This window comes from Aquimarina sp. EL_43, assembly GCF_943422735.1.
Lineage (GTDB): Bacteria > Bacteroidota > Bacteroidia > Flavobacteriales > Flavobacteriaceae > Aquimarina > Aquimarina megaterium.
Genome location: NZ_CALSBR010000001.1, coordinates 4,463,905 through 4,483,677 on the forward strand (window position 1 = coordinate 4,463,905; position 19,773 = coordinate 4,483,677).

The 19,773-nt window shown below is 31.0% G+C and carries 19 protein-coding genes; 13 read left to right on the top strand and 6 right to left on the bottom strand.

Annotated features, from left to right (window positions below):
- Positions 1-8 precede the first annotated feature (8 nt).
- Both NNL09_RS19180 and NNL09_RS19185 read left to right on the top strand, forming a co-directional pair.
- Positions 9-515: a GNAT family N-acetyltransferase gene (locus NNL09_RS19180; RefSeq protein ID WP_196918851.1), complete on the top strand. Its 507-nt coding sequence runs from the start codon at positions 9-11 to the stop codon at positions 513-515.
- 307 nt (positions 516-822) lie between these two features.
- Positions 823-2,709: a tetratricopeptide repeat protein gene (locus NNL09_RS19185; RefSeq protein ID WP_196910245.1), complete on the top strand. Its 1,887-nt coding sequence runs from the start codon at positions 823-825 to the stop codon at positions 2,707-2,709.
- Between the two features lie 15 nt (positions 2,710-2,724).
- Here the strand turns inward: NNL09_RS19185 and NNL09_RS19190 are convergent, their stop codons facing one another.
- From NNL09_RS19190 to NNL09_RS19205, 4 genes are all read right to left on the bottom strand, one after another.
- Positions 2,725-3,099 (bottom strand): DUF4258 domain-containing protein, encoded by a 375-nt coding sequence (locus NNL09_RS19190; protein WP_025663692.1) that lies wholly within the window; start codon positions 3,097-3,099, stop codon positions 2,725-2,727.
- Between the two features lie 100 nt (positions 3,100-3,199).
- Positions 3,200-4,402, bottom strand: a complete 1,203-nt coding sequence (locus tag NNL09_RS19195; protein WP_025663693.1) for an alanine dehydrogenase — start codon at positions 4,400-4,402, stop codon at positions 3,200-3,202.
- A 95-nt stretch (positions 4,403-4,497) separates the two neighbouring features.
- Positions 4,498-4,899 (bottom strand): tRNA (adenosine(37)-N6)-threonylcarbamoyltransferase complex ATPase subunit type 1 TsaE, encoded by a 402-nt coding sequence (gene tsaE, locus NNL09_RS19200; RefSeq protein WP_025663694.1) that lies wholly within the window; start codon positions 4,897-4,899, stop codon positions 4,498-4,500.
- Between the two features lie 48 nt (positions 4,900-4,947).
- Complete coding sequence (locus tag NNL09_RS19205) at positions 4,948-6,498, bottom strand: bifunctional response regulator/alkaline phosphatase family protein (protein WP_025663695.1); 1,551 nt, start codon at positions 6,496-6,498, stop codon at positions 4,948-4,950.
- A gap of 145 nt (positions 6,499-6,643) precedes the next feature.
- Here NNL09_RS19205 and NNL09_RS19210 point away from each other — a divergent pair, with 145 nt between their 5' ends.
- From NNL09_RS19210 to sucD, 8 genes are all read left to right on the top strand, one after another.
- Positions 6,644-7,873, top strand: coding sequence for an HD domain-containing protein (locus NNL09_RS19210; protein ID WP_196910329.1), 1,230 nt, complete (start codon positions 6,644-6,646; stop codon positions 7,871-7,873).
- 24 nt (positions 7,874-7,897) lie between these two features.
- A complete protein-coding gene (gene lpxD, locus NNL09_RS19215; RefSeq protein ID WP_025663697.1) occupies positions 7,898-8,926 on the top strand; it encodes a UDP-3-O-(3-hydroxymyristoyl)glucosamine N-acyltransferase in 1,029 nt (342 codons plus the stop codon).
- Positions 8,919-10,322, top strand: a complete 1,404-nt coding sequence (locus NNL09_RS19220) for a bifunctional UDP-3-O-[3-hydroxymyristoyl] N-acetylglucosamine deacetylase/3-hydroxyacyl-ACP dehydratase (protein WP_025663698.1) — start codon at positions 8,919-8,921, stop codon at positions 10,320-10,322. The genes lpxD and NNL09_RS19220 overlap by 8 nt, the downstream gene beginning before the upstream one ends.
- Positions 10,323-10,334: 12 nt before the next feature.
- On the top strand, positions 10,335-11,117 hold the full coding sequence (lpxA, locus tag NNL09_RS19225) for an acyl-ACP--UDP-N-acetylglucosamine O-acyltransferase (protein WP_025663699.1): 783 nt from the start codon (positions 10,335-10,337) through the stop codon (positions 11,115-11,117).
- A gap of 41 nt (positions 11,118-11,158) precedes the next feature.
- Positions 11,159-11,725: an elongation factor P gene (gene efp / locus NNL09_RS19230; RefSeq protein WP_196910244.1), complete on the top strand. Its 567-nt coding sequence runs from the start codon at positions 11,159-11,161 to the stop codon at positions 11,723-11,725.
- 24 nt (positions 11,726-11,749) lie between these two features.
- Complete coding sequence (locus NNL09_RS19235; RefSeq protein WP_196910243.1) at positions 11,750-12,688, top strand: UDP-3-O-(3-hydroxymyristoyl)glucosamine N-acyltransferase; 939 nt, start codon at positions 11,750-11,752, stop codon at positions 12,686-12,688.
- Positions 12,681-13,088, top strand: a complete 408-nt coding sequence (locus NNL09_RS19240) for a nuclear transport factor 2 family protein (RefSeq protein ID WP_025663702.1) — start codon at positions 12,681-12,683, stop codon at positions 13,086-13,088. The genes NNL09_RS19235 and NNL09_RS19240 overlap by 8 nt, the downstream gene beginning before the upstream one ends.
- A gap of 75 nt (positions 13,089-13,163) precedes the next feature.
- Complete coding sequence (sucD, locus tag NNL09_RS19245) at positions 13,164-14,036, top strand: succinate--CoA ligase subunit alpha (protein ID WP_025663703.1); 873 nt, start codon at positions 13,164-13,166, stop codon at positions 14,034-14,036.
- A gap of 85 nt (positions 14,037-14,121) precedes the next feature.
- Here sucD and NNL09_RS19250 read toward each other — a convergent pair whose 3' ends face one another.
- Positions 14,122-14,919, bottom strand: a complete 798-nt coding sequence (locus NNL09_RS19250; protein WP_196910242.1) for a tol-pal system YbgF family protein — start codon at positions 14,917-14,919, stop codon at positions 14,122-14,124.
- Positions 14,916-15,479, bottom strand: coding sequence for an RNA polymerase sigma factor (locus tag NNL09_RS19255; protein WP_025663705.1), 564 nt, complete (start codon positions 15,477-15,479; stop codon positions 14,916-14,918). The genes NNL09_RS19250 and NNL09_RS19255 overlap by 4 nt, the downstream gene beginning before the upstream one ends.
- A gap of 116 nt (positions 15,480-15,595) precedes the next feature.
- Between NNL09_RS19255 and NNL09_RS19260 the strand changes: the two genes are divergently transcribed.
- From NNL09_RS19260 to NNL09_RS19270, 3 genes are all read left to right on the top strand, one after another.
- Complete coding sequence (locus NNL09_RS19260) at positions 15,596-15,991, top strand: hypothetical protein (RefSeq protein WP_196910241.1); 396 nt, start codon at positions 15,596-15,598, stop codon at positions 15,989-15,991.
- Positions 15,992-15,993: 2 nt separating this feature from the next.
- On the top strand, positions 15,994-18,741 hold the full coding sequence (locus tag NNL09_RS19265; protein ID WP_196910240.1) for a CHAT domain-containing protein: 2,748 nt from the start codon (positions 15,994-15,996) through the stop codon (positions 18,739-18,741).
- 170 nt (positions 18,742-18,911) lie between these two features.
- Entirely contained in the window at positions 18,912-19,721 is an 810-nt protein-coding gene (locus NNL09_RS19270) for a hypothetical protein (RefSeq protein ID WP_196910239.1), read from the top strand.
- Positions 19,722-19,773 lie beyond the last annotated feature (52 nt).

Below are 19,773 nucleotides of genomic sequence, written 5' to 3' on the forward strand. Positions count from 1 at the left end.
ATATGAATATGAGTTTGAAATATAGAGAAGCTAATGCTAATGACCTTGAGGGATTACGGCAATTAGGGAAAATTTCATATGCAGAGTTTTCAGATGTATTAAGTCCAGAGAACTGGAAAACATTGAGTACTATTTTAGAAAGCGAAGAAAATGTATTAAATCTTATAGAAATTAGTAAAATTTTTATTTGTGAAATCGATTCAGATATAATTGGGATGATTTATTTTATTCCGAAAGGAAATCCAACAGAGTTGTACGAATCTGATTGGTGTTATATACGATTCTTAGGAGTTGATCCAAAATATCGAGGTTTTGGGATTGGAAAAGAATTGGTTAACTCTTGTTTAAGGTATGCGAAAAAAAGTGGAGAAAAAACTATTGCTCTGCACACATCAGAGTTTATGAACCCAGCTCGAATCATGTATGAAAAAATAGGATTTGAAAAAATAAAAGAAATTGAACGATTAGGAAAAAAGTATTGGGTGTATACCATGAAATTACCCTTTATTGTTTAATTTAATTTAAAAACCTGGGATTAAAGATCAAAATACATATTGTTCTACTTAGTGAAATAGCAGTATTAGTTATTTGAAAACTCTTCTTTTATTTTAAGTTAATTAGTTTTTTACAACTTTCATCTTCTATATTTTTATGATTTTACTCAAATTTTGGATATTAATTTGTAAAAATTCATTTTTTATCGGATATTTTTATCCGAATTATTTTTATACATAAACAATTAGTATATTACCTACCTAACTCATTAATTTCTTTTTTTGAGTGTAACCGCAATGTCAATAAACCTAACCTTATTTTTGTGTCATGAATTATATTCATAACCATATTCTTGCCCTAATTTTTGCCCTTTTTGCTTTTCATGTATATAGTCAGCAGAATTACTTTGAAACTCTAGAGAGGCAATTTGATAGTATTGAGAACGAATCGTCTGATAAAGCATTGCTACATGCTCAAGAGATGATAAGCTATAGTATAGATTCTAAAAACAAAACCTACATAGTTAGTAGTTATGTAAAACTAGCTACTGCTTATGAAAATTTAGCGAAGTCTGATTCTGCAGTTGTATTTTATGACAAGGCTCTTGGTATAAGTAGAACTGTTGATAGTGATACCTTATTTGCTTTTGCAGTGATAGGAATGAGTCGATTAAATAGTATACGTGGGGATCAAGAAAGAATTGTAGAGTTAATTTTCGAAGCATTAAAAAAAATAGAAAATGACCCAAACCCAAAACAAAAGCATGAGTTGTATTATAAACTTTCTGAAGTACATAGAGAATTAGGGAGTTTTGATAAAGCAAAATATTACTTACAGCTCATTATTGAAGAAACAGAATTAGATTATTTATTAGCAGCTGCATATAACTCTTTGGGATTGATTCAATACAGTAATAAAGAGTATAATAAAGGAAAAGCTAACCTTTTGAAAAGTATGGAGTTGTATAAGGAGCAGAAAGACAACCATAATATTTGTAAGATTTTAATAAATCTAGGGGCGATGCATTACAAATTAAAAAAGCTTGAAAAATCTAAAGAATACCTAATTGAAGCAAGTAAATTAACTAAAGAATTTGGCTATATAAATTTATATAGTATGGTTTTGATTAACCTATCTGTTATATATCATAAAGAAAAGGATTATGAAAAGGAACTAGTTTATTTAAAAAAGGCAGAAGAATTAGCAAAAGAAACTGGTAATTATCAATCACTTTCTGTAGTGGCTAATAACATGATGTTTGCATATGCTTTACAATCTGATATGAAAAATGTTCAACGATATGCTAAGCGTTATAGAAATGCAATTGATAGTTTATATAAGACAGAACAGAATAAGAAAATATTTGAAATTGAAACCAAATATGAAACTTCAAAAAAAGAATTAGAAATAGCTCGCCAAAAAGAGTTGGTGCTTACACAGAGAACACATATTGTTATTGCTATAGTGTTGGTTCTATTATTAAGTATAATATTGTTTATGTATATACAACGTTTGAAGAGTCAAAAACTGTTATATGCGAATCAGAAAGAATTAAACGAAGAAAAGATTAGTAACCTATTAGATACACATAAGCTACAAAAAATTAAAGCCTATGTCGATGGTCAGAATAAAGAACGGGAAAGAATTTCTAAAGACTTACATGATGGTATTGGAGGCAATTTGGCTGCTATCAAAATGCGATTGAATCGTATAAAAAATAGGTTACCTTTAGAATTAGAACCTATAATTACTAGTGTAGATTCTACTTATAATGAGATTCGATCTATTTCTCATGATCTAATGCCAAAAAATATTAATCATCTGTATTTTACAGATTTAATGAAAGAACTTGTAGGTTTTTCTACCAGTAAAGATATAGAGTACAAATATTATATTCATCCAGAAAAAGAACTAAACAATATATCAGAGAGTTTGCAATTAACAATTTATAGAATTATTCAGGAATTGATAACTAATATAAATAAGCACGCTCGGGCAACCGAAGTATCTATAAATATAACTATTCATGAAGAAACGAATATTGTGAATATGATAGTAGAAGATAATGGCAGTGGTTTTAATACTAAAAAAGCCAACTCTGGAGTAGGGTTAAGAAGTATAAAACAAAGAATATCGGATAATAGCGGACTTATAAAAATAGATTCTAACTATGGTATTGGTACAGTAGTTTGTGTAGAGCTTCCAATAGGGTAAATAAGTATAATTAGTTTATTGAATAACATTCAGTACATTAATTTTGGCAATAGAATCACAATTTTCGATAAGCATATTAATATTTTTTTCTTTAATAGCTCCTTCAATAAAATAGGTTTTACAAGAATCTAATTTAGTATTGCTTTTAGAAAAAATAACATCCCCATTTGTTAATAAAAAAGAAACATCTGCAGTATCTATTTTGTATTTCGTCATATTACTTGATACTTGTTCAGAAAAAGCTTTTTTCTTTATTCTAATACTTTTTAACACCCTGGCCGAAGGGCCATAATCACAAGAAGCTTTTTTTCCGCCAAGAAAGAAAAATAAAAGAATAAGACCGATGGCAAATCCACCTAAGTAATAAAATAACCGTTGTGCTAATTTCATAAACAGAATGCAATATTATGACGCCAAAAGTAAGCAAAGTTTTAAAAAATCATACGCTTAGCGTTGCAAAGTTTACTATAAAAAGAGTAATACTGTATTACTATAAAATTAGCAGGTTTATATCTCTATAAGAAAGGTCAAACCAATCTGCAATAGGTTTGCTGGTCAAAATCCCATGATAGAAATATAGACCATTCTTAAGTCCACGATCAAAACGTACAGCATTTTCTATTCCTCCTTCATCACCAATTTGCAATAAATAAGGTGTAAAAATATTACTTATCGATAATGAGGACGTTCTGGCATATCGAGAAGGGATGTTAGGTACGCAATAATGTATAATCCCATGTTTTTCAAAAGTGGGGTGGTCGTGAGAAGTAACTTCGCTTGTTTCAAAGCATCCTCCCATATCTATGCTTACATCAATGATTACTGCGCCAGATTTCATACGTTCTACCATAGTTTCAGTAACTATAATCGGAGCGCGGTTTTTTCCTCTTACGGCACCAATTACTACATCACAACGACGTAGAGCTTTTAATAAATTTTTTGGCTGAATAGTAGATGTGTATAAAGGACGCCCCACATTGGTTTGTATACAACGAAGTTTGGTAATAGAATTGTCAAAAACTTTTACATTTGCACCTAATCCAATAGCCGAACGTGCAGCAAACTCACCAACAGTACCAGCACCAAGAATAACAACTTCTACAGGGGGAACACCACTAATATTACCCATCATTAATCCCGAACCCATAGTTGTAGCACTACTCATCAATTCTGAAGCAATAAGTACCGCTGCTGTTCCTGCAATCTCGCTAAGTGCTCTTACAGCTGGGTAGGCACCATCCATATCTCGAATAAACTCAAAACCAAGAGCGGTGATTCTTTTTTTGGCAAGTCCCTGAAAATATTCTTTGGACTGCGTTTTAAGCTGTAGAGCAGAAATTAATACAGTTTGTGGGTTTATATATTCGAGCTCCTCTAAGGAAGGTGGTTCTACTTTTAAAATAATTGGGCACCCAAAAACTTTTCTCTTATCATTCGTGATCTCTGCACCTGCCTCGCTATAATCTCTATCAGTAAAACTTGCTCCAATACCGGCATTGGTTTCTAATAAAACTCGATGACCATGCGCTGTTAATGCAGCTACAGCATCTGGTGTAAGACATACTCGTTTTTCTTGATAATGGGTTTCTTTAGGGATACCAATAAAAAGTTTTCCTTTTTTGCGGGCTACTTCTATCATTTCTTCCTGCGGTAGCAGCTGCTCTTTGGTAAAAGGAGATTTTGGTGTACTCATTTGTGTGAAATTCTGTATCTCAAATTACGAATAAAAATGCCAAGAAAACAAATAGGATTAATTATTTGATGGTATAACTTTGATTATCAGTGTTTCTAAAATGAAAGAATACGTTTTTCATTATCAAGTAAATTAATAGTAATACTAACACTATTTTCTGGTAATAATCCTGAAATTTTTTCGGGCCATTCTATAAATATCCATGCATCAGAGTCCAAATATTCTTCAAATCCTATTTGATACGCTTCTTCTTCTTCTTTTATTCTATAAAAATCAAAATGATATATAACTCCATCATTGCTTTCATATTCGTTTACCAAAGAATAAGTGGGGCTAGAGATGATATCTTCTACCCCCAGGTGTTTACATATTTCTTTTATTAATGTAGTTTTACCAACTCCCATCTCGGCATTAAAGAGAATTATTTTATTCGCTACATTCGAGATTATTTTTTCTGCCACATCAGGAAGATCCTGCAAGGTATATTCTATTGTCATTTTAATAATTCTATATTCTAAAACCAGAATACTATATAATTTTTGAAACTATCTAGGATTTAATACTATAAAAGGAATGATCATTTCTTCTAAAGATACTCCACCATGTTGGTATGTATTTCTATAATAACTAACATAATGATTATAGTTATTTGGATAGGCAAAGAAATAATCTCCTTTTGCAAAAATAAAAGAACTACTCATATTTATTGATGGTAAATGTACCGCTTTTGGGTTTGTTGCTTCCAAAACTTCCTTTCTTTCATAAGTAAGACTTTTTCCTGTCTTATATCGTAGATTAAGACTGGTGTTTTTATCACCTATCACCTTAGAAGGATTTTTTACATTTATTGTGCCGTGATCTGTAGTCAACAGTAGTTTAAATCCAAGTTGTTGCGCTTGCTGAATCATTTCTAGTAAAGGAGAGTTTTTGAACCAACTTTGAGTCAAAGATCTGTATGATTTGTCATTTGATGCAAGTTCCTTGATAACTTCCATTTCTGTCTTGCTATGAGAAAGCATATCCACAAAATTATATACTACAACTGTTAAATCGTTGTTTTTTAGTCCTTTAAAATTTGCAGCTAAGGTTTTTCCAGATTTTTCGTTAGTGATTTTATAATATTCATGTTTGATATCCATCCCTAATCGCTTTAATTGTGCGGTTAGAAATTCATTTTCATTCATGTTTTTCCCTCCCTCATCTGTGTCGTCTAACCAGAGATCAGGATGCATTTTTTTCATTTCAGAAGGCATAAGTCCAGAAAAAATTGAATTTCTGGCGTATTGTGTTGCCGTTGGAAGAATACTACAATATGAGATTTCTTGTTCTTTTTTGTAATAATTATTTATGGTAGGTTCAAAAGCTTTCCATTGATCATATCGCAGATTATCAATTACTACCAAAAGAGTAGGTTGATTTTTACTAATTTCAGGCACTACTTTTTCTCTAAATAAAGTATGAGACATTACCGGAGCTTCCCTGTTTTTGTCAAACCAATTGGGATAGTTTTTGTCAATAAATTTGCAGAATTGAGAATTTGCCTCTACTTTTTGTGATTCTAAAATCTCAAACATCCCGGTATCCTCAATGTTCTCTAGTTGTAATTCCCAGTAAATTAGTCTTTGGTACAAATCAGACCACTCTTCGTATGAATTTACCATAGCCATATCCATAGCTATTTTTCTAAACTCTTGTTGGTAGTTTGCTGTAGTTTTTTCTGAAACCAAACGAGAATTGTCTAAGTTTTTCTTTAAACTTAAAAGTATTTGATTAGGATTAACAGGCTTAATTAAATAATCAGCAATCTTACTACCAATTGCTTCTTCCATAATATATTCCTCTTCACTTTTGGTAATCATTACTACAGGAATACTATCTTCTTTTTCCTTAATTTCTGATAATGTTTCTATTCCAGAAAGGCCTGGCATGTTTTCATCCAAAAAAATGATATCAAAATTATCATCATCAATTATATCTAATGCTTCAGTTCCACTTTGACACTTGGTTACGTCATAGTTTTTTTGTTCTAAAAATAATATATGTGGTTTAAGCAAATCAATTTCATCATCTACCCAAAGTATCTTTATTTTACTCATCAAATTTTATTTTTTTTATTTATAAACTTAATATATAGCCTATTTATTCACTTTACTAAGAAAACTTTAATAATTTAAATTCATTTTGAAATGTTTTATATGCCTAGCATATATGTATATTTGCTTCCGTAAATGTAAGATGAACTTGAAAAAAAGAAATAAGCTTAAAATATTAAACGATCCAATTTACGGTTTTATTACGATACCTAATGAACTAATTTTCGATCTTATCGAACATAAGTATTTTCAGAGGTTACGTCGCATATCTCAGATGGGGCTCTCATATTTGGTATATCCGGGAGCGCATCATACTAGATTTCATCATGCTTTAGGATGTATGCATCTTATGCAAAAAGCTGTGAGAGTTCTTAGTTTTAAAGGGGTTAGCATTTCTGAAGAGGAAGAAGAAGCCCTTTATGTAGCGATCTTATTACACGATATTGGCCATGGTCCTTTTTCTCATGCAATGGAACATAGTATCGTAAATGAGGTAAATCATGAATCTATTTCTCTCATGTTTATGGAAAAGATTAATGAAGAATTTAACGGTAGTTTAACGCTGGCAATTCAGATTTTTAAAGGAGAATATCATCGTAATTTTTTGCATCAGTTGATTTCGAGCCAATTGGATATGGATCGTTTGGACTATCTGAAACGCGATAGTTTTTATACCGGTGTGGCCGAAGGAAATATTAATAGTGAACGCTTAATTACCATGCTTACTGTTGTTAATGATGAATTGGTAGTAGAAGAAAAGGGGATTTATTCTGTAGAAAAGTTTTTATTGGCCAGGCGCTTGATGTATTGGCAGGTATATCTTCATAAAACAAGTTTGGTAGCAGAGAATTTATTGATTAGAGTATTGAAAAGAGCTAAAGAATTGGTAGAGAAGGGGGTAGAACTAAAAGCTAGTGAAGCATTAACATTTTTTCTCGAAAATAAGATAACAGCAGAAAATTTTACTACAGAAGTTTTAGAAACATTTTCTAGATTAGACGATTATGATATTATTTCTGCAATGAAAGAATGGTCTCGTTCAGAAGATTTTGTTTTAAGCATGCTGTCTTCAATGATTATTGATAGAGATCTTTTAAAAATAAAAATTAAAAAGAAACCTTTTCAGAGTCATAAAAAAGAAAATCATATCGAAAAATTTAAGAAACAATATAAAATTTCTGATGAAGAAGCCCGTTATTTTATTTTTGAAGGGACTATTTCTAACCAGGCCTACCACCTTAATAAGCAGAATATAAATATTTTATATAAATCAAGAAAAATTGTAGATGTAGTTAAAGCTACAGATGAGTTTAATCTTGAAGCCCTATCAAAACCAGTAACCAAATATTTTATGTGCTATCCAAAGCACAAACATTAACACATTTTTTATACTTTTGCTAGAATGATTTTTACAGCCACACAAATTGCGGGTATTTTGAACGGGGAAATCGAGGGAGATGAAACCGTCGAAGTATCTAAACTAGCTAAAATTGAAGAAGGAACTAAAGGTTCATTAACCTTTTTGTCAAATCCTAAATACACCCAATATATCTATTCTACTGATGCATCAATAACTATTGTAGATAAAAACTTTGAGGCAGAGTCTACAATTAAAACAACTCTTATTAGAGTAGATGATGCATATAAAGCTTTTTCTCAACTGCTAGAGTACTATAATATGGTAAAGATGAATAAAGCAGGGATAGAACAACCGAGTTTTATTTCTGAAACAGCATCTTTTGGAGAAAATATTTATTTCGGAGCATTTTCGTACATAGGAGATAATGTGAAAATTGGTGAAAATGCTAAAATTTTTCCTAATGTATATATAGGAGATAATGTAACTATTGGTGATAATGTAATTGTTTTTGCTGGTGCAAAAATATATTCAGAGACCATAATCGGAAATAATTGTGTAATTCATAGTGGAGCAATAGTAGGAGCAGACGGTTTTGGATTTACACCTAACGAAAAAGGAGAATATAGTAAAGTACCTCAAACCGGTAATGTTATAATAGAAAATAATGTTGATGTAGGAGCAGGTACAACTATTGATAGAGCTACACTAGGATCTACAATCATACGTACAGGAGTAAAACTAGATAATCAAATACAAATTGCTCATAATGTAGAAATAGGAGAGCATACAGCAATTGCTGCTCAGACAGGAATTGCAGGATCTACCAAAATAGGTAAACATTGTCTTATTGGTGGGCAAGTTGGTATTGCAGGACATCTTGTTATAGGTAATAATGTGAAAATACAAGCACAATCAGGTATAGGAAGAAATATAAAAGACGGAGAAGCTATTCAGGGTTCCCCTGCTTTAGGATACTCTGACTTTAATAAATCTTATGTACATTTTAAAAATCTTCCCAAAATTGTGGATAGAGTATACAAACTAGAGAAAAAGATAAACAATAATGAGTGATATTGTCGTAGGAAAACAAAGAACCATTAAAAAGGAAATAAAGCTTACAGGTGTGGGCTTACATACCGGAAAAGAAGTAACATTAACTTTTAAACCGGCACCAGAGAATCATGGCTATGCTTTTTGCAGAATTGATCTTGAAGGCAATCCAATTATTGAAGCTGATGCTAACTATGTTGTAAATACACAACGTGGGACAAATCTAGAGAAAAACGGAGTTAGCATTCAGACATCAGAACATGTGCTTGCAGCTTGTGTTGGATTAGAAATCGATAATCTTTTGATAGAGTTAAACGCATCAGAACCTCCTATTATGGATGGTTCTAGTAAGTTTTTTATCGAAGCTCTTGAGCAGGCAGGAATTGTAGAACAAGAATCAGAAAGAGAAGAATACATTGTAAAAGATGTAATTTCTTATGTAGACGAAGAGTCTGGTAGTGAAATTATTGTAATGCCATCTGATGAATATCAGGTGACTACAATGGTTGATTTTGGAACCAAAGTATTAGGAACTCAAAATGCTTCTTTAAAACGTCTTTCAGATTTTAAAAAGGAAATAGCAGATGCTAGAACTTTTAGTTTTTTACACGAATTAGAAATGCTGTTAGAACATGGCTTGATTAAAGGAGGAGATTTAAATAATGCTATAGTGTATGTGGATAAAGAATTAAGTCCAAGTACGATGGAAAAACTTAAAGTAGCATTTGGAAAAGAATCTATCGCTATAAAACCTAATGGTATTTTGGATAATTTAACTTTACATTATCCAAACGAGGCTGCACGTCATAAACTATTAGATGTTATAGGGGATATTGCATTAATAGGAACAAGGATTAGAGGAAAAATCATAGCTAATAAGCCTGGACACTATGTAAATACCCAGTTTGCTAAAAAGCTTTCTAAGATTATAAAAATAGAAAAGCGTAATAAAGTTCCGCAATTTGATCTTTCTAAAGAACCTTTAATGGATATTAATAAGATCATGGGGATGCTTCCACACAGGCCTCCTTTCTTGTTGATAGATAGAATTTTAGAAATGTCTGATAAACATGTGGTTGGTCTTAAGAATGTAACCATGAATGAGCCGTTTTTTGTAGGACATTTTCCGGGAGCACCAGTAATGCCAGGAGTGCTTCAGATTGAAGCTATGGCTCAAACAGGCGGGATTTTAGCATTGAGTACAGTACCTGATCCAGAGAATTATCTTACCTATTTCATGAAAATAGATAAAGTAAAATTTAAGCAGCAAGTATTACCAGGTGATACCTTGATATTTAAATTAGAATTGATAACACCCATTCGTCGTGGTATTTGTCATATGCAGGCTTTTGCTTATGCCAATGGCAAATTAGTTACCGAAGCAGAGCTTATGGCGCAAATTGTAAAATCAAAATAATCAATAAAATAGATGAATCAACCATTAGCATACGTTCATCCAGGAGCAAAAATTGCAAAAAACGTTGTAATAGAACCTTTTACGACCATACATAATAATGTGGTAATAGGAGAAGGAACCTGGATAGGTTCTAATGTTACCATTATGGAAGGAGCGCGCATAGGAAAAAACTGTAGTATTTTTCCGGGAGCTGTTATTTCTGCTACTCCTCAGGATAAAAAATTTAATGATGAAGATACTATAACCGAAATCGGAGATAATACTACGATTCGAGAATGTGTTACAATCAATAGAGGGACTGCAGACAGAATGAAAACCAAAATTGGAAAAAATTGTTGGATTATGGCGTATTGCCATATCGCTCATGATTGTATTGTTGGTGATAATTGTATATTTTCTAATAATAGTACATTGGCTGGCCATATTAATGTTGGTGATTATGTTGTTTTAGCTGGTATGGCTGCGGTACAACAATTTTGCAGTATTGGTAATCATGCATTTGTAACAGGAGGATCATTAGTACGTAAAGATGTACCTCCATTTGTTAAAGCTGCCAGAGAGCCTTTATCATATGTTGGAATTAACTCTATAGGTCTGCGCCGAAGAGGATTTACAACAGAAAAAATAAGAGAAGTACAGAATATATATCGAATTTTATATCAACAGAACTATAACAATACTCAGGCAGTTGCAATTATCGAAGCAGAAATGGAAGCAACACCAGAGCGTGATGAGGTTTTAGAGTTTATTAAGAACTCTCAGAGAGGAATCATGAAAGGATATTTTTCTAATTAAGTAATTCGATACAGGTAATAATCATAAGAAATTAAAGAATAATGGCAAGTACTAGTGATATCAGAAATGGATTGTGTATCAAATACAATCACGACATCTATAAGATTATTGAATTTTTACACGTAAAACCAGGTAAAGGACCTGCTTTTGTACGTACAAAGTTAAAAAGTGTCACTACAGGAAAAGTAATTGATAATACATTTTCTGCGGGTCATAAGATTGACGATGTGCGGGTAGAAACACATAAGTTTCAGTATTTATATGCCGAAGGTGATACTTTTCATTTTATGAATACCGAAGATTATAATCAAATAACTTTAGAAAAATCTACCTTGGATGCTCCTGGATTGTTAAAAGAAGGAGAAGTAGTGACCGTTATTATTAATTCTGAGGATCAAATGCCTCTTTCTGTAGAAATGCCTGCTAGCGTTATTCTTGAAGTAACAGCTACAGAGCCAGGTGTTAAAGGAAATACGGCTACCAATGCTACTAAACCAGCTACTGTAGAAACCGGAGCAGAGGTAATGGTACCTCTTTTTATCAATGAAGGAGATAAAATTAAAGTTGAAACAGAAAAAGGGACGTATAAAGAAAGAATAAAAGAATAATATTTTATATCCCAAATTTTTATAATGAAATTTCCACAAGCGCATACCTTACAGCAAATAGCTACTATTATATCGTCAGAGTATGTAGGGGACTCTAATTTCCCGGTTTTAGGGATGAATGAAATTCATGTGGTTTCTTCAGGAGATATAGTTTTTGTTGATCACCCAAAGTATTACGATAAAGCATTACAAAGTGCTGCAACAGTAATTTTGATTAATAAAGAAGTAGAATGCCCAGAAGGTAAGGCACTCCTTATTTCTGAAGATCCTTTTAGAGATTTCAATATACTTACAACATATTTTAGACCCTTCAAAAAAGCAGATTCTTTAATTTCGGAAACCGCTAAAATTGGTAGAAATACAATTATACAGCCAGGTAGTTTTATTGGAAATAATGTAAGTATTGGTGATAATTGTATTATTCATGCCAATGTAAGTATTTATGATAATACTAGTATTGGTAATAATGTTACTATACATGCAGGTACTATTTTAGGAACCGATGCTTTCTATTATCAGAAAAGACCTCATGGATTTGATAAATTAATTTCTGGAGGACGTGTAGTAATAGAAGATAATGTAGATTTAGGGGCATCCTGTACAATAGATAAAGGAGTTACCGGCGATACTATTATAAAAGAAGGAACCAAAATAGATAACCAGGTACATGTTGGTCATGATACTGTAATAGGCAAGAAATGCTTGATTGCATCTCAAGTAGGAATTTCGGGCTGTGTTGTTATTGAAGATGAAGTGACGATCTGGGGACAGGTTGGTATTACCAGTGCTATTACAATTGGTAGTAAAGCTATTATTTCTGCACAATCAGGGGTGAGTAAATCATTAGAGGCTAATAAGAGTTATTTTGGTACTCCTGCAGATGATTTTAGGAAAAAATATAAGGAGATTGCATCAATACGGCTAATTCCTGATTTAATAGATAAATTGAAAAAAAATGAGTAAAACAGTTAAGGATATAGTACGATCTTTTTATGAAACAGATCTTATTCATAATACTGAAGCCTTTTCTGAGTATTTACATCCCGAAATTGAATTATATTGGAATAGTAGTTTTGGGTTTAATAAGAAAGATTTTAATGATATTAAGACCATGTTTAATGAAATGGCATTGTCTTTTGAAGCTCTGAGATGTGAAATTAGTCACCTAATAGTCGAAGGAAATACAGCGACTATACGATATACATATTTTGTTCAAACTATCGAAGCGCCAGATAAAGAAGAGCCTATAGCTCATTTTATTACAATTTGGGAACTTAAAAATGATAAATTATATAGAGGATATCAAATAAGTCAACAAGGAGATAATGCTCCAGAAAGTATAATGTCATTTATTTCAAAATAATTAGTTTTTCATTTCAACCATAATTTTCAAAAGCTTACTTTTGGAGCTCTAAAAAAAATAAAAAATCATAACGCAATGAGTGTTTTAGTTAATAAAGATTCAAAAATTATTGTACAAGGGTTTACAGGTAGTGAAGGTACTTTTCATGCAGGCCAAATGATCGAGTACGGAACAAATGTTGTAGGAGGGGTTACTCCCGGAAAAGGAGGACAAACTCATTTAGATAAACCCGTTTTTAATACTGTAGAAGATGCAGTTAGAGAAGTAGGTGCAGATACTACAATTATTTTTGTACCACCAGCTTTTGCTGCAGATGCAATTATGGAAGCTGCAGATGCAGGAATAAAAGTAATTATTACAATTACAGAAGGTATTCCCGTTGCAGATATGATTACGGCATCAAACTATATTAGCGATAAAGGATGTAGACTTATTGGTCCAAATTGCCCAGGGGTAATTACTCCGGGAGAAGCAAAAGTTGGTATTATGCCAGGGTTTGTATTTAAGAAAGGTAATGTAGGTATTGTATCAAAATCAGGTACGCTAACCTACGAAGCAGCAGATCAAGTTGTAAAACAAGGACTTGGGATAACTACTGCAATAGGAATAGGTGGTGACCCAATTATTGGTACCACTACAAAAGAAGCGGTTGAACTATTGATCAATGATTCAGAAACAGATTGTGTGGTTATGATTGGTGAAATTGGAGGTCAATTAGAAGCAGATGCTGCAAAATGGATAAAAGAAAGCGGAACTTCTAAGCCTGTTGTAGGTTTTATTGCTGGAGAAACTGCTCCTGCCGGACGTACTATGGGACATGCCGGAGCTATTGTTGGCGGTAGTGAAGATACTGCAGCTGCCAAAAAAGCAATTATGAGAGAATGCGGAATTCATGTTGTAGACTCTCCTGCAGAAATAGGTAAAAAAGTTGCCGAAGTACTCGGTTAGAAATTATACGATTAATCTCAAAAAAATGAGATTAGTTTATTGCTTATAAAAAAACTTATAATGAATTTTCATTATAAGTTTTTTTTTATAGCTTACTTAAAAGCTCTGATGCTTCTTTAAATTTATAATTACTTGAAGACTCTGTTATTTGAAATAATATATTCTTTGCTTTTGACACATCATTCTTTTTAAGAAATAATAAAGCTTTATACCATTTACCTTTGGGGCTATCTATAAACTTGTTTTCTATTAATGTATTAAAACTAATTTCTGCCTTGTCAAATTGCCCTAGTTCCATTTGAGAAATTCCAGTATAAAGATATATGATTGCTTTATTCTTTTGAGCAGTAGAAAGCTGCTGCTCTAAAATACTTAATGATTGATCGTATTCTTTAGCTTCAAATAATTTTTGCGCTTTGATTAGTAATTTTTGTTCGCTATTTCCTCGGTCTATTAAAGATGGTAATTCGGATAAATTTAAATAATTGGCATATAATTCATTAGTAGAAGTTTTAAAAGGCGAAAAAATAGTGAGACCAATGATAATTAAAATGACAGCGATACCTGCGTATAAAAACCAAGATTGACTTCTTTTCTTTTGTTGTAGCTGATATTTAGAATTTACTATATGTAATGTGTTTTTTAATGTTTGGGTTGATTCACTTCTAAATAATACTTCATACTCATCAATTTCAGAATGGCTGGTATTGCTGCTAATACTCCATTCAGAATCATTTAAATTAAGAAAGAGCTGTTTCTCAAAATTCACTTTTTCACGAAAGTCTTTATCGTTTTCCATTCTCGATAAAACGAGATCTCTTTCTTTTTCTGTGAGTTTATTGTTTAGAAAATCCTGAATTAATATATGTTCATCTATACTCATAGTTTTTTTAGAGAATTATAACGCTTATCGTTTTTGATTACTTCAGATAATTTTGCTTTACATTTAAAAACACGCTGCCTGGCAACAGTTTCAGAATTGTACCCCATTGTTTTTACAATATCTTTATAAGAGATATTATTAAAAAACATGGTTAATACTTTTTTGCAGTTATCCGAGATTAAACTCAATTTTTCGGTAAACAATTCCCATCTTTTTTGCTCTAGAATTGATAATGCGAGATTACGTTCGGCAGGTACTAGTTCAATAATCTCACTATTTGTTACCCTGTTTTTTGATATTTTTAACTCTCTACGCCATAAATTCTTACAAGTGGTAAATAAATAGGCTTCAAAACTACTCTTGATTTCGAATTTTTCTCTCTGGTAACGTACGGTAATCTGTAACAAAGCTTTTTGAAAAATATCTTCAGCATCTTGTTGCTGTCCTTTATTTTGTAAAATAAACTTTCTAACTCTAGGAAACACCAAATTATAGATGTTCATAATTCCTTTAGAATCATTGTTTAGTAAACTAGTAAGGTGTTGTATTTTTTCGGCCATTAAGAGATTGTAAATCCATTATACGAAAATAATTTTTTTATCTTCATTTGGGTAACAAAATTGATGTTTTGGTAACTTATAAAGTGAAATTAAATTAATTTGTAAAAATTATAACGATGAAAAGAAGTTTTTTTTTAAACATAGTGTTAACTATATGTACATTCTTTTGTATTGTAAGTTGTACATACGATACTGATATCCCTGAACGTGTTGTTACTAAAAATGTAAATACTAAATTAATTAGTGTAGATAATACAATGGAACTTTTAGTTGAATATAGAAAAGGAACTTCTGCATCTACAAAAAAGAGAATACGAAGTAATTATATTATTACAGGTCTGTTGTTAGGATGGGAACAATGTAAAATAAAGGATAATGAAAATGTAGAAGTTTGGATAGTGAATCCCGAAATATATTATGCAAAGGATCCTGCGCCAATTACTGATAGTGATAAGGAAGATATGGAAAGATTAATGGAGAACGCTAATTGTAAAGATTATAAGAAAAATTAATATTGAAATCGTCGTATAAATTTCTTTGGATTGGTTTCTTGTGTATAACGGTAAATAGTAATGCTCAGGATCTATACAGATACTATGAATCCTTATGGAGCCGTAATGATATCACTATTTCTAGTGTACAAAAAGAAGTTGATAGTATTATAAAAATTTATGAAACTAAAGGAGAGGTTTTGAATAGCATTAGAATTGCTCACGAATTTTCTAAAAAACTTTATACAGAAGATTTATATGAAAAGGGAATTAAGTATGTAGAATATGAAATATCGTTATACAGAAAGCTACATTTAAAAAATAGTAAGTATGCAAAAGCTCTATATAACTTAGGGCTTTTTTATGCTCTAATAGGAAATTTTGAAAAATCTATATCGTGTTATCAAGAAGTAGTAACTATTGATGTAGATGAATATACTACCGCCAAAGCCTTTTGTGAATTAGGGAAATATTATTTTAAAAAAGGAGATTTTTTTAGATCAAACGACTACTATTCTCGTGGTCTTTCTGAGCTAGAAAAATTTGACAAAAAAAAGCTTTTGATTAAAAAGTATATTGATTATTCTCATGTTTTATATGAAATGAGGACTAGAAATAGTTTAGACCGAATGTTAGAAGTACTAAATAAAGCCAATCAACTTTTTAGTCTAATTTCTAATTATTCATTAAAGGATTATAATACCTTAAATAATGATTACGTAAATTATTACAATACCCAAGAAAGATTAGATTTTTATAAAGCCAGATATTATTGTTCTAGAAATTTAAATAAAGCCATACAAAACAATGATTCTACTTTTATCTATGCATCATATACTAATCTGGGAATTTTGTATACAGATGCTAAGGATCAAAAACAAAAAGACAGCGTTCTTTTCTTTTTAAATAATGGATTAAGATATTCTCGAGGAAGAAAAGAGAAATCTATAGTATATCATCAATTCAGTAATTATTTTTTTGAAAATAAAAAGTATCAAAATGCACTTGATAATATCCAAAAATCTCTAGTCGCCAGTACTCATTTAGATGGGGGTATTAAAGCATTACCCAAGCTTAATGATTTAACAATTTCTGATAATAAGTATAATATTTTATTAGCATTGATTCAGAAAGCAACGATTCTTATAAAATTATATGAGAAAGAAAACAATAGTAAACATATTGAACTTGCTCTTTCTAATTTGTTATCAGCAGATAAATTAGTAGATATTTTACTCAATGTTAGTAAGGAAGAAGAATCAAGACTAAATTGGCGAAAAAAAGCTTCAGAAATTTATCTAAAGGGAATATTGGTATGTGAAATTCTTGATGAAAAAGAAAAGGCCTTTTACTTTTCAGAAAAAAAGAAAGCATTACTCTTAACAGAAGATATCCTCAAGAATACAAATAAATGGCAATTACCTGATGAAGTATTAGAGCGTGAAAATGAACTTAAAAAACAGATTCTAGATCTAGAAAACTTAATTTCTTCTCAGAAAAATAGAGATAGTATTAAGAAGTTGGAGTATAATCGTTTTGAATTAAAACAACAATACCAGAAAGAAGAAGACTCTTTACAAATAATTTTTCCAGATTATTACAAAGAGAAAGAAACGACTAGCATAATTGATTTAAAGAATATTCAGGAAACTTTAGATAAGGACAGTGTTGTTATATCTTATGTTAGTAATATGGGTGATGATGATGATGATTCTTTTAGTGAATTGTATGCTGTTTTGGTTTCTAATACCAAAACAGAAATAATAAGAATAGGTGAATTAAAAGTTGTAGAAAAATTGATTAGAACATACAGAAATCAATTGTCTAAACCTTTTGAGGTAGAAGAAGATCGATTAAGATTTCAAGAAATAGCTTCTCAATTATATGCTTTATTGATTCCAAAAGGCAAAATCTCAATGTCTTTGAATCAAAAACATCTCATTATAATTCCTGATGGTAAACTACAATATATTCCTTTTGAATCTTTAGTAGTAGATAAGAATACAAATCGATATCTTATAGAAGAAAACGAAATAAGTTATGGATATTCTATGTCTTTTTTACGACATAATGCTACAGTGCATAGAAAACCATCTATGGATTTGGTAGCCTTTGCTCCAATAACTTTTGCACATAGTGATTTAGAGGATATTGCCAATAGTATCAATGAAATTAATGCTATTAGTGATTATATACCTATAAAAAGTTATATAGAAGCTGAAGCTTCTAAACAAAATTTTTTATCCAAAACAGAGAATCATAAAATAATCCATCTGGCTACGCATGCTAATTTTTCGGATAACCTTCAAATAGCATTTAATGATACTAATCTAGAATATCATGAGTTATATACGTCCAGAAATCAAGCAGAATTAGTGGTATTAAGTGCTTGTAATACATCTTTAGGAGAAATAGCTAAAGGTGAGGGTGTTATGAGTTTGGCTAGAGGGTTTTTCTATGCAGGGACTAATACGGTGATTTCATCTCTATGGAATGCTAATGATAAATCTACAGCTCTGATAATGGAAAACTTTTATAGTAATTTAGACAAAGGTCAAACCAAATCAGAGGCTTTACATAATGCAAAAATTAAATATCTAAACTCGGCTTCTTTATCAGATGCATCACCTCATTATTGGGCAACATTTGTGCTAATAGGTGATTCAGAAACTAAATTATTTTCATCAAACGTTCTCTTTTATGAGATCATGTTTTTTCTTCTTTTAATGCTGATAATCAGTGTTCTAATAGCTCTTGCCAAAAAAAAATAATTTTTTTGGGTAACAAATTAATGATTATAGTCACAGGACAGGGTAATTATTAAAAGAGTGTCGCTTTCCTTTCTTAATTATACCATAAAAATTCTTTCGCGAAGAATAGACATAAACTATGAGTGTCTTTAAATGTTTATAGTATTAATACAATTAAAATTATAATAAATATGTTACACAAATCAAAAATTATAATAACGTTACTTTTAGGTTTTTTACTGTTTTCTTGTACAGAAGAGAATAATACAGACTTACAAAAAAATGAAATAGAGAACGTATTAGATAGTTCTAAAAATGCTTTAAAATATTGTAATGGATCAGAAGATTCAAAAAATCCATATAATTATGTAGGCGAAATACATAATGAAATAGTTAACGCGTTTGTGATAAATCATTCTAATGAAAAACTAGACGTTGATGAAATTGTTGCTGTTGTAGAAAATTTGGCGAATGTTAATCAGAATTTTTTAAGAATTAAAGATGAAGAGTACACTCCTGTAGATTCATCAATCATATTAAAAGGAGCTAATGATTTTGAAAATAATTTTCATACCATCATAAATTCTCTGGATTTGTCTTCGCAAGCAAAAGATAAATTAGTAACTGTAGTTGATTATCTATTCGATAAAGCATATTCAAGTAGAGAACCTAATCTAGAAGATGTTCAGAAAAATTTAATAAAATTCGAAAATGATATTTTAAGCAACAAAGGTTTCAATGAATTGGAAAAAAGAACAATTTTATCAGCTATTTCTACAGCAAGATATTCTACATGTTATTGGTATAATTATTACGGTGCTATAAAAGTAGCTGATAATTCCATTACAAAGAAAAGAAAATGGTGGCAGTGGCTTATAGTTGGGGTTGCAGATGTCGGAGGTGCTATCGCTGGTAGTGCAGGAGGACCAGCTACTGCTGTGACAACAGGAGCATCAGCAAGTACTACTGCTTATAATTTGACAAACCCAAGAAATAAATAAAAAGTTTGGGTTTTGTTCGTAATAGCATAGCCCCATTTTAGTATAGTGTGAG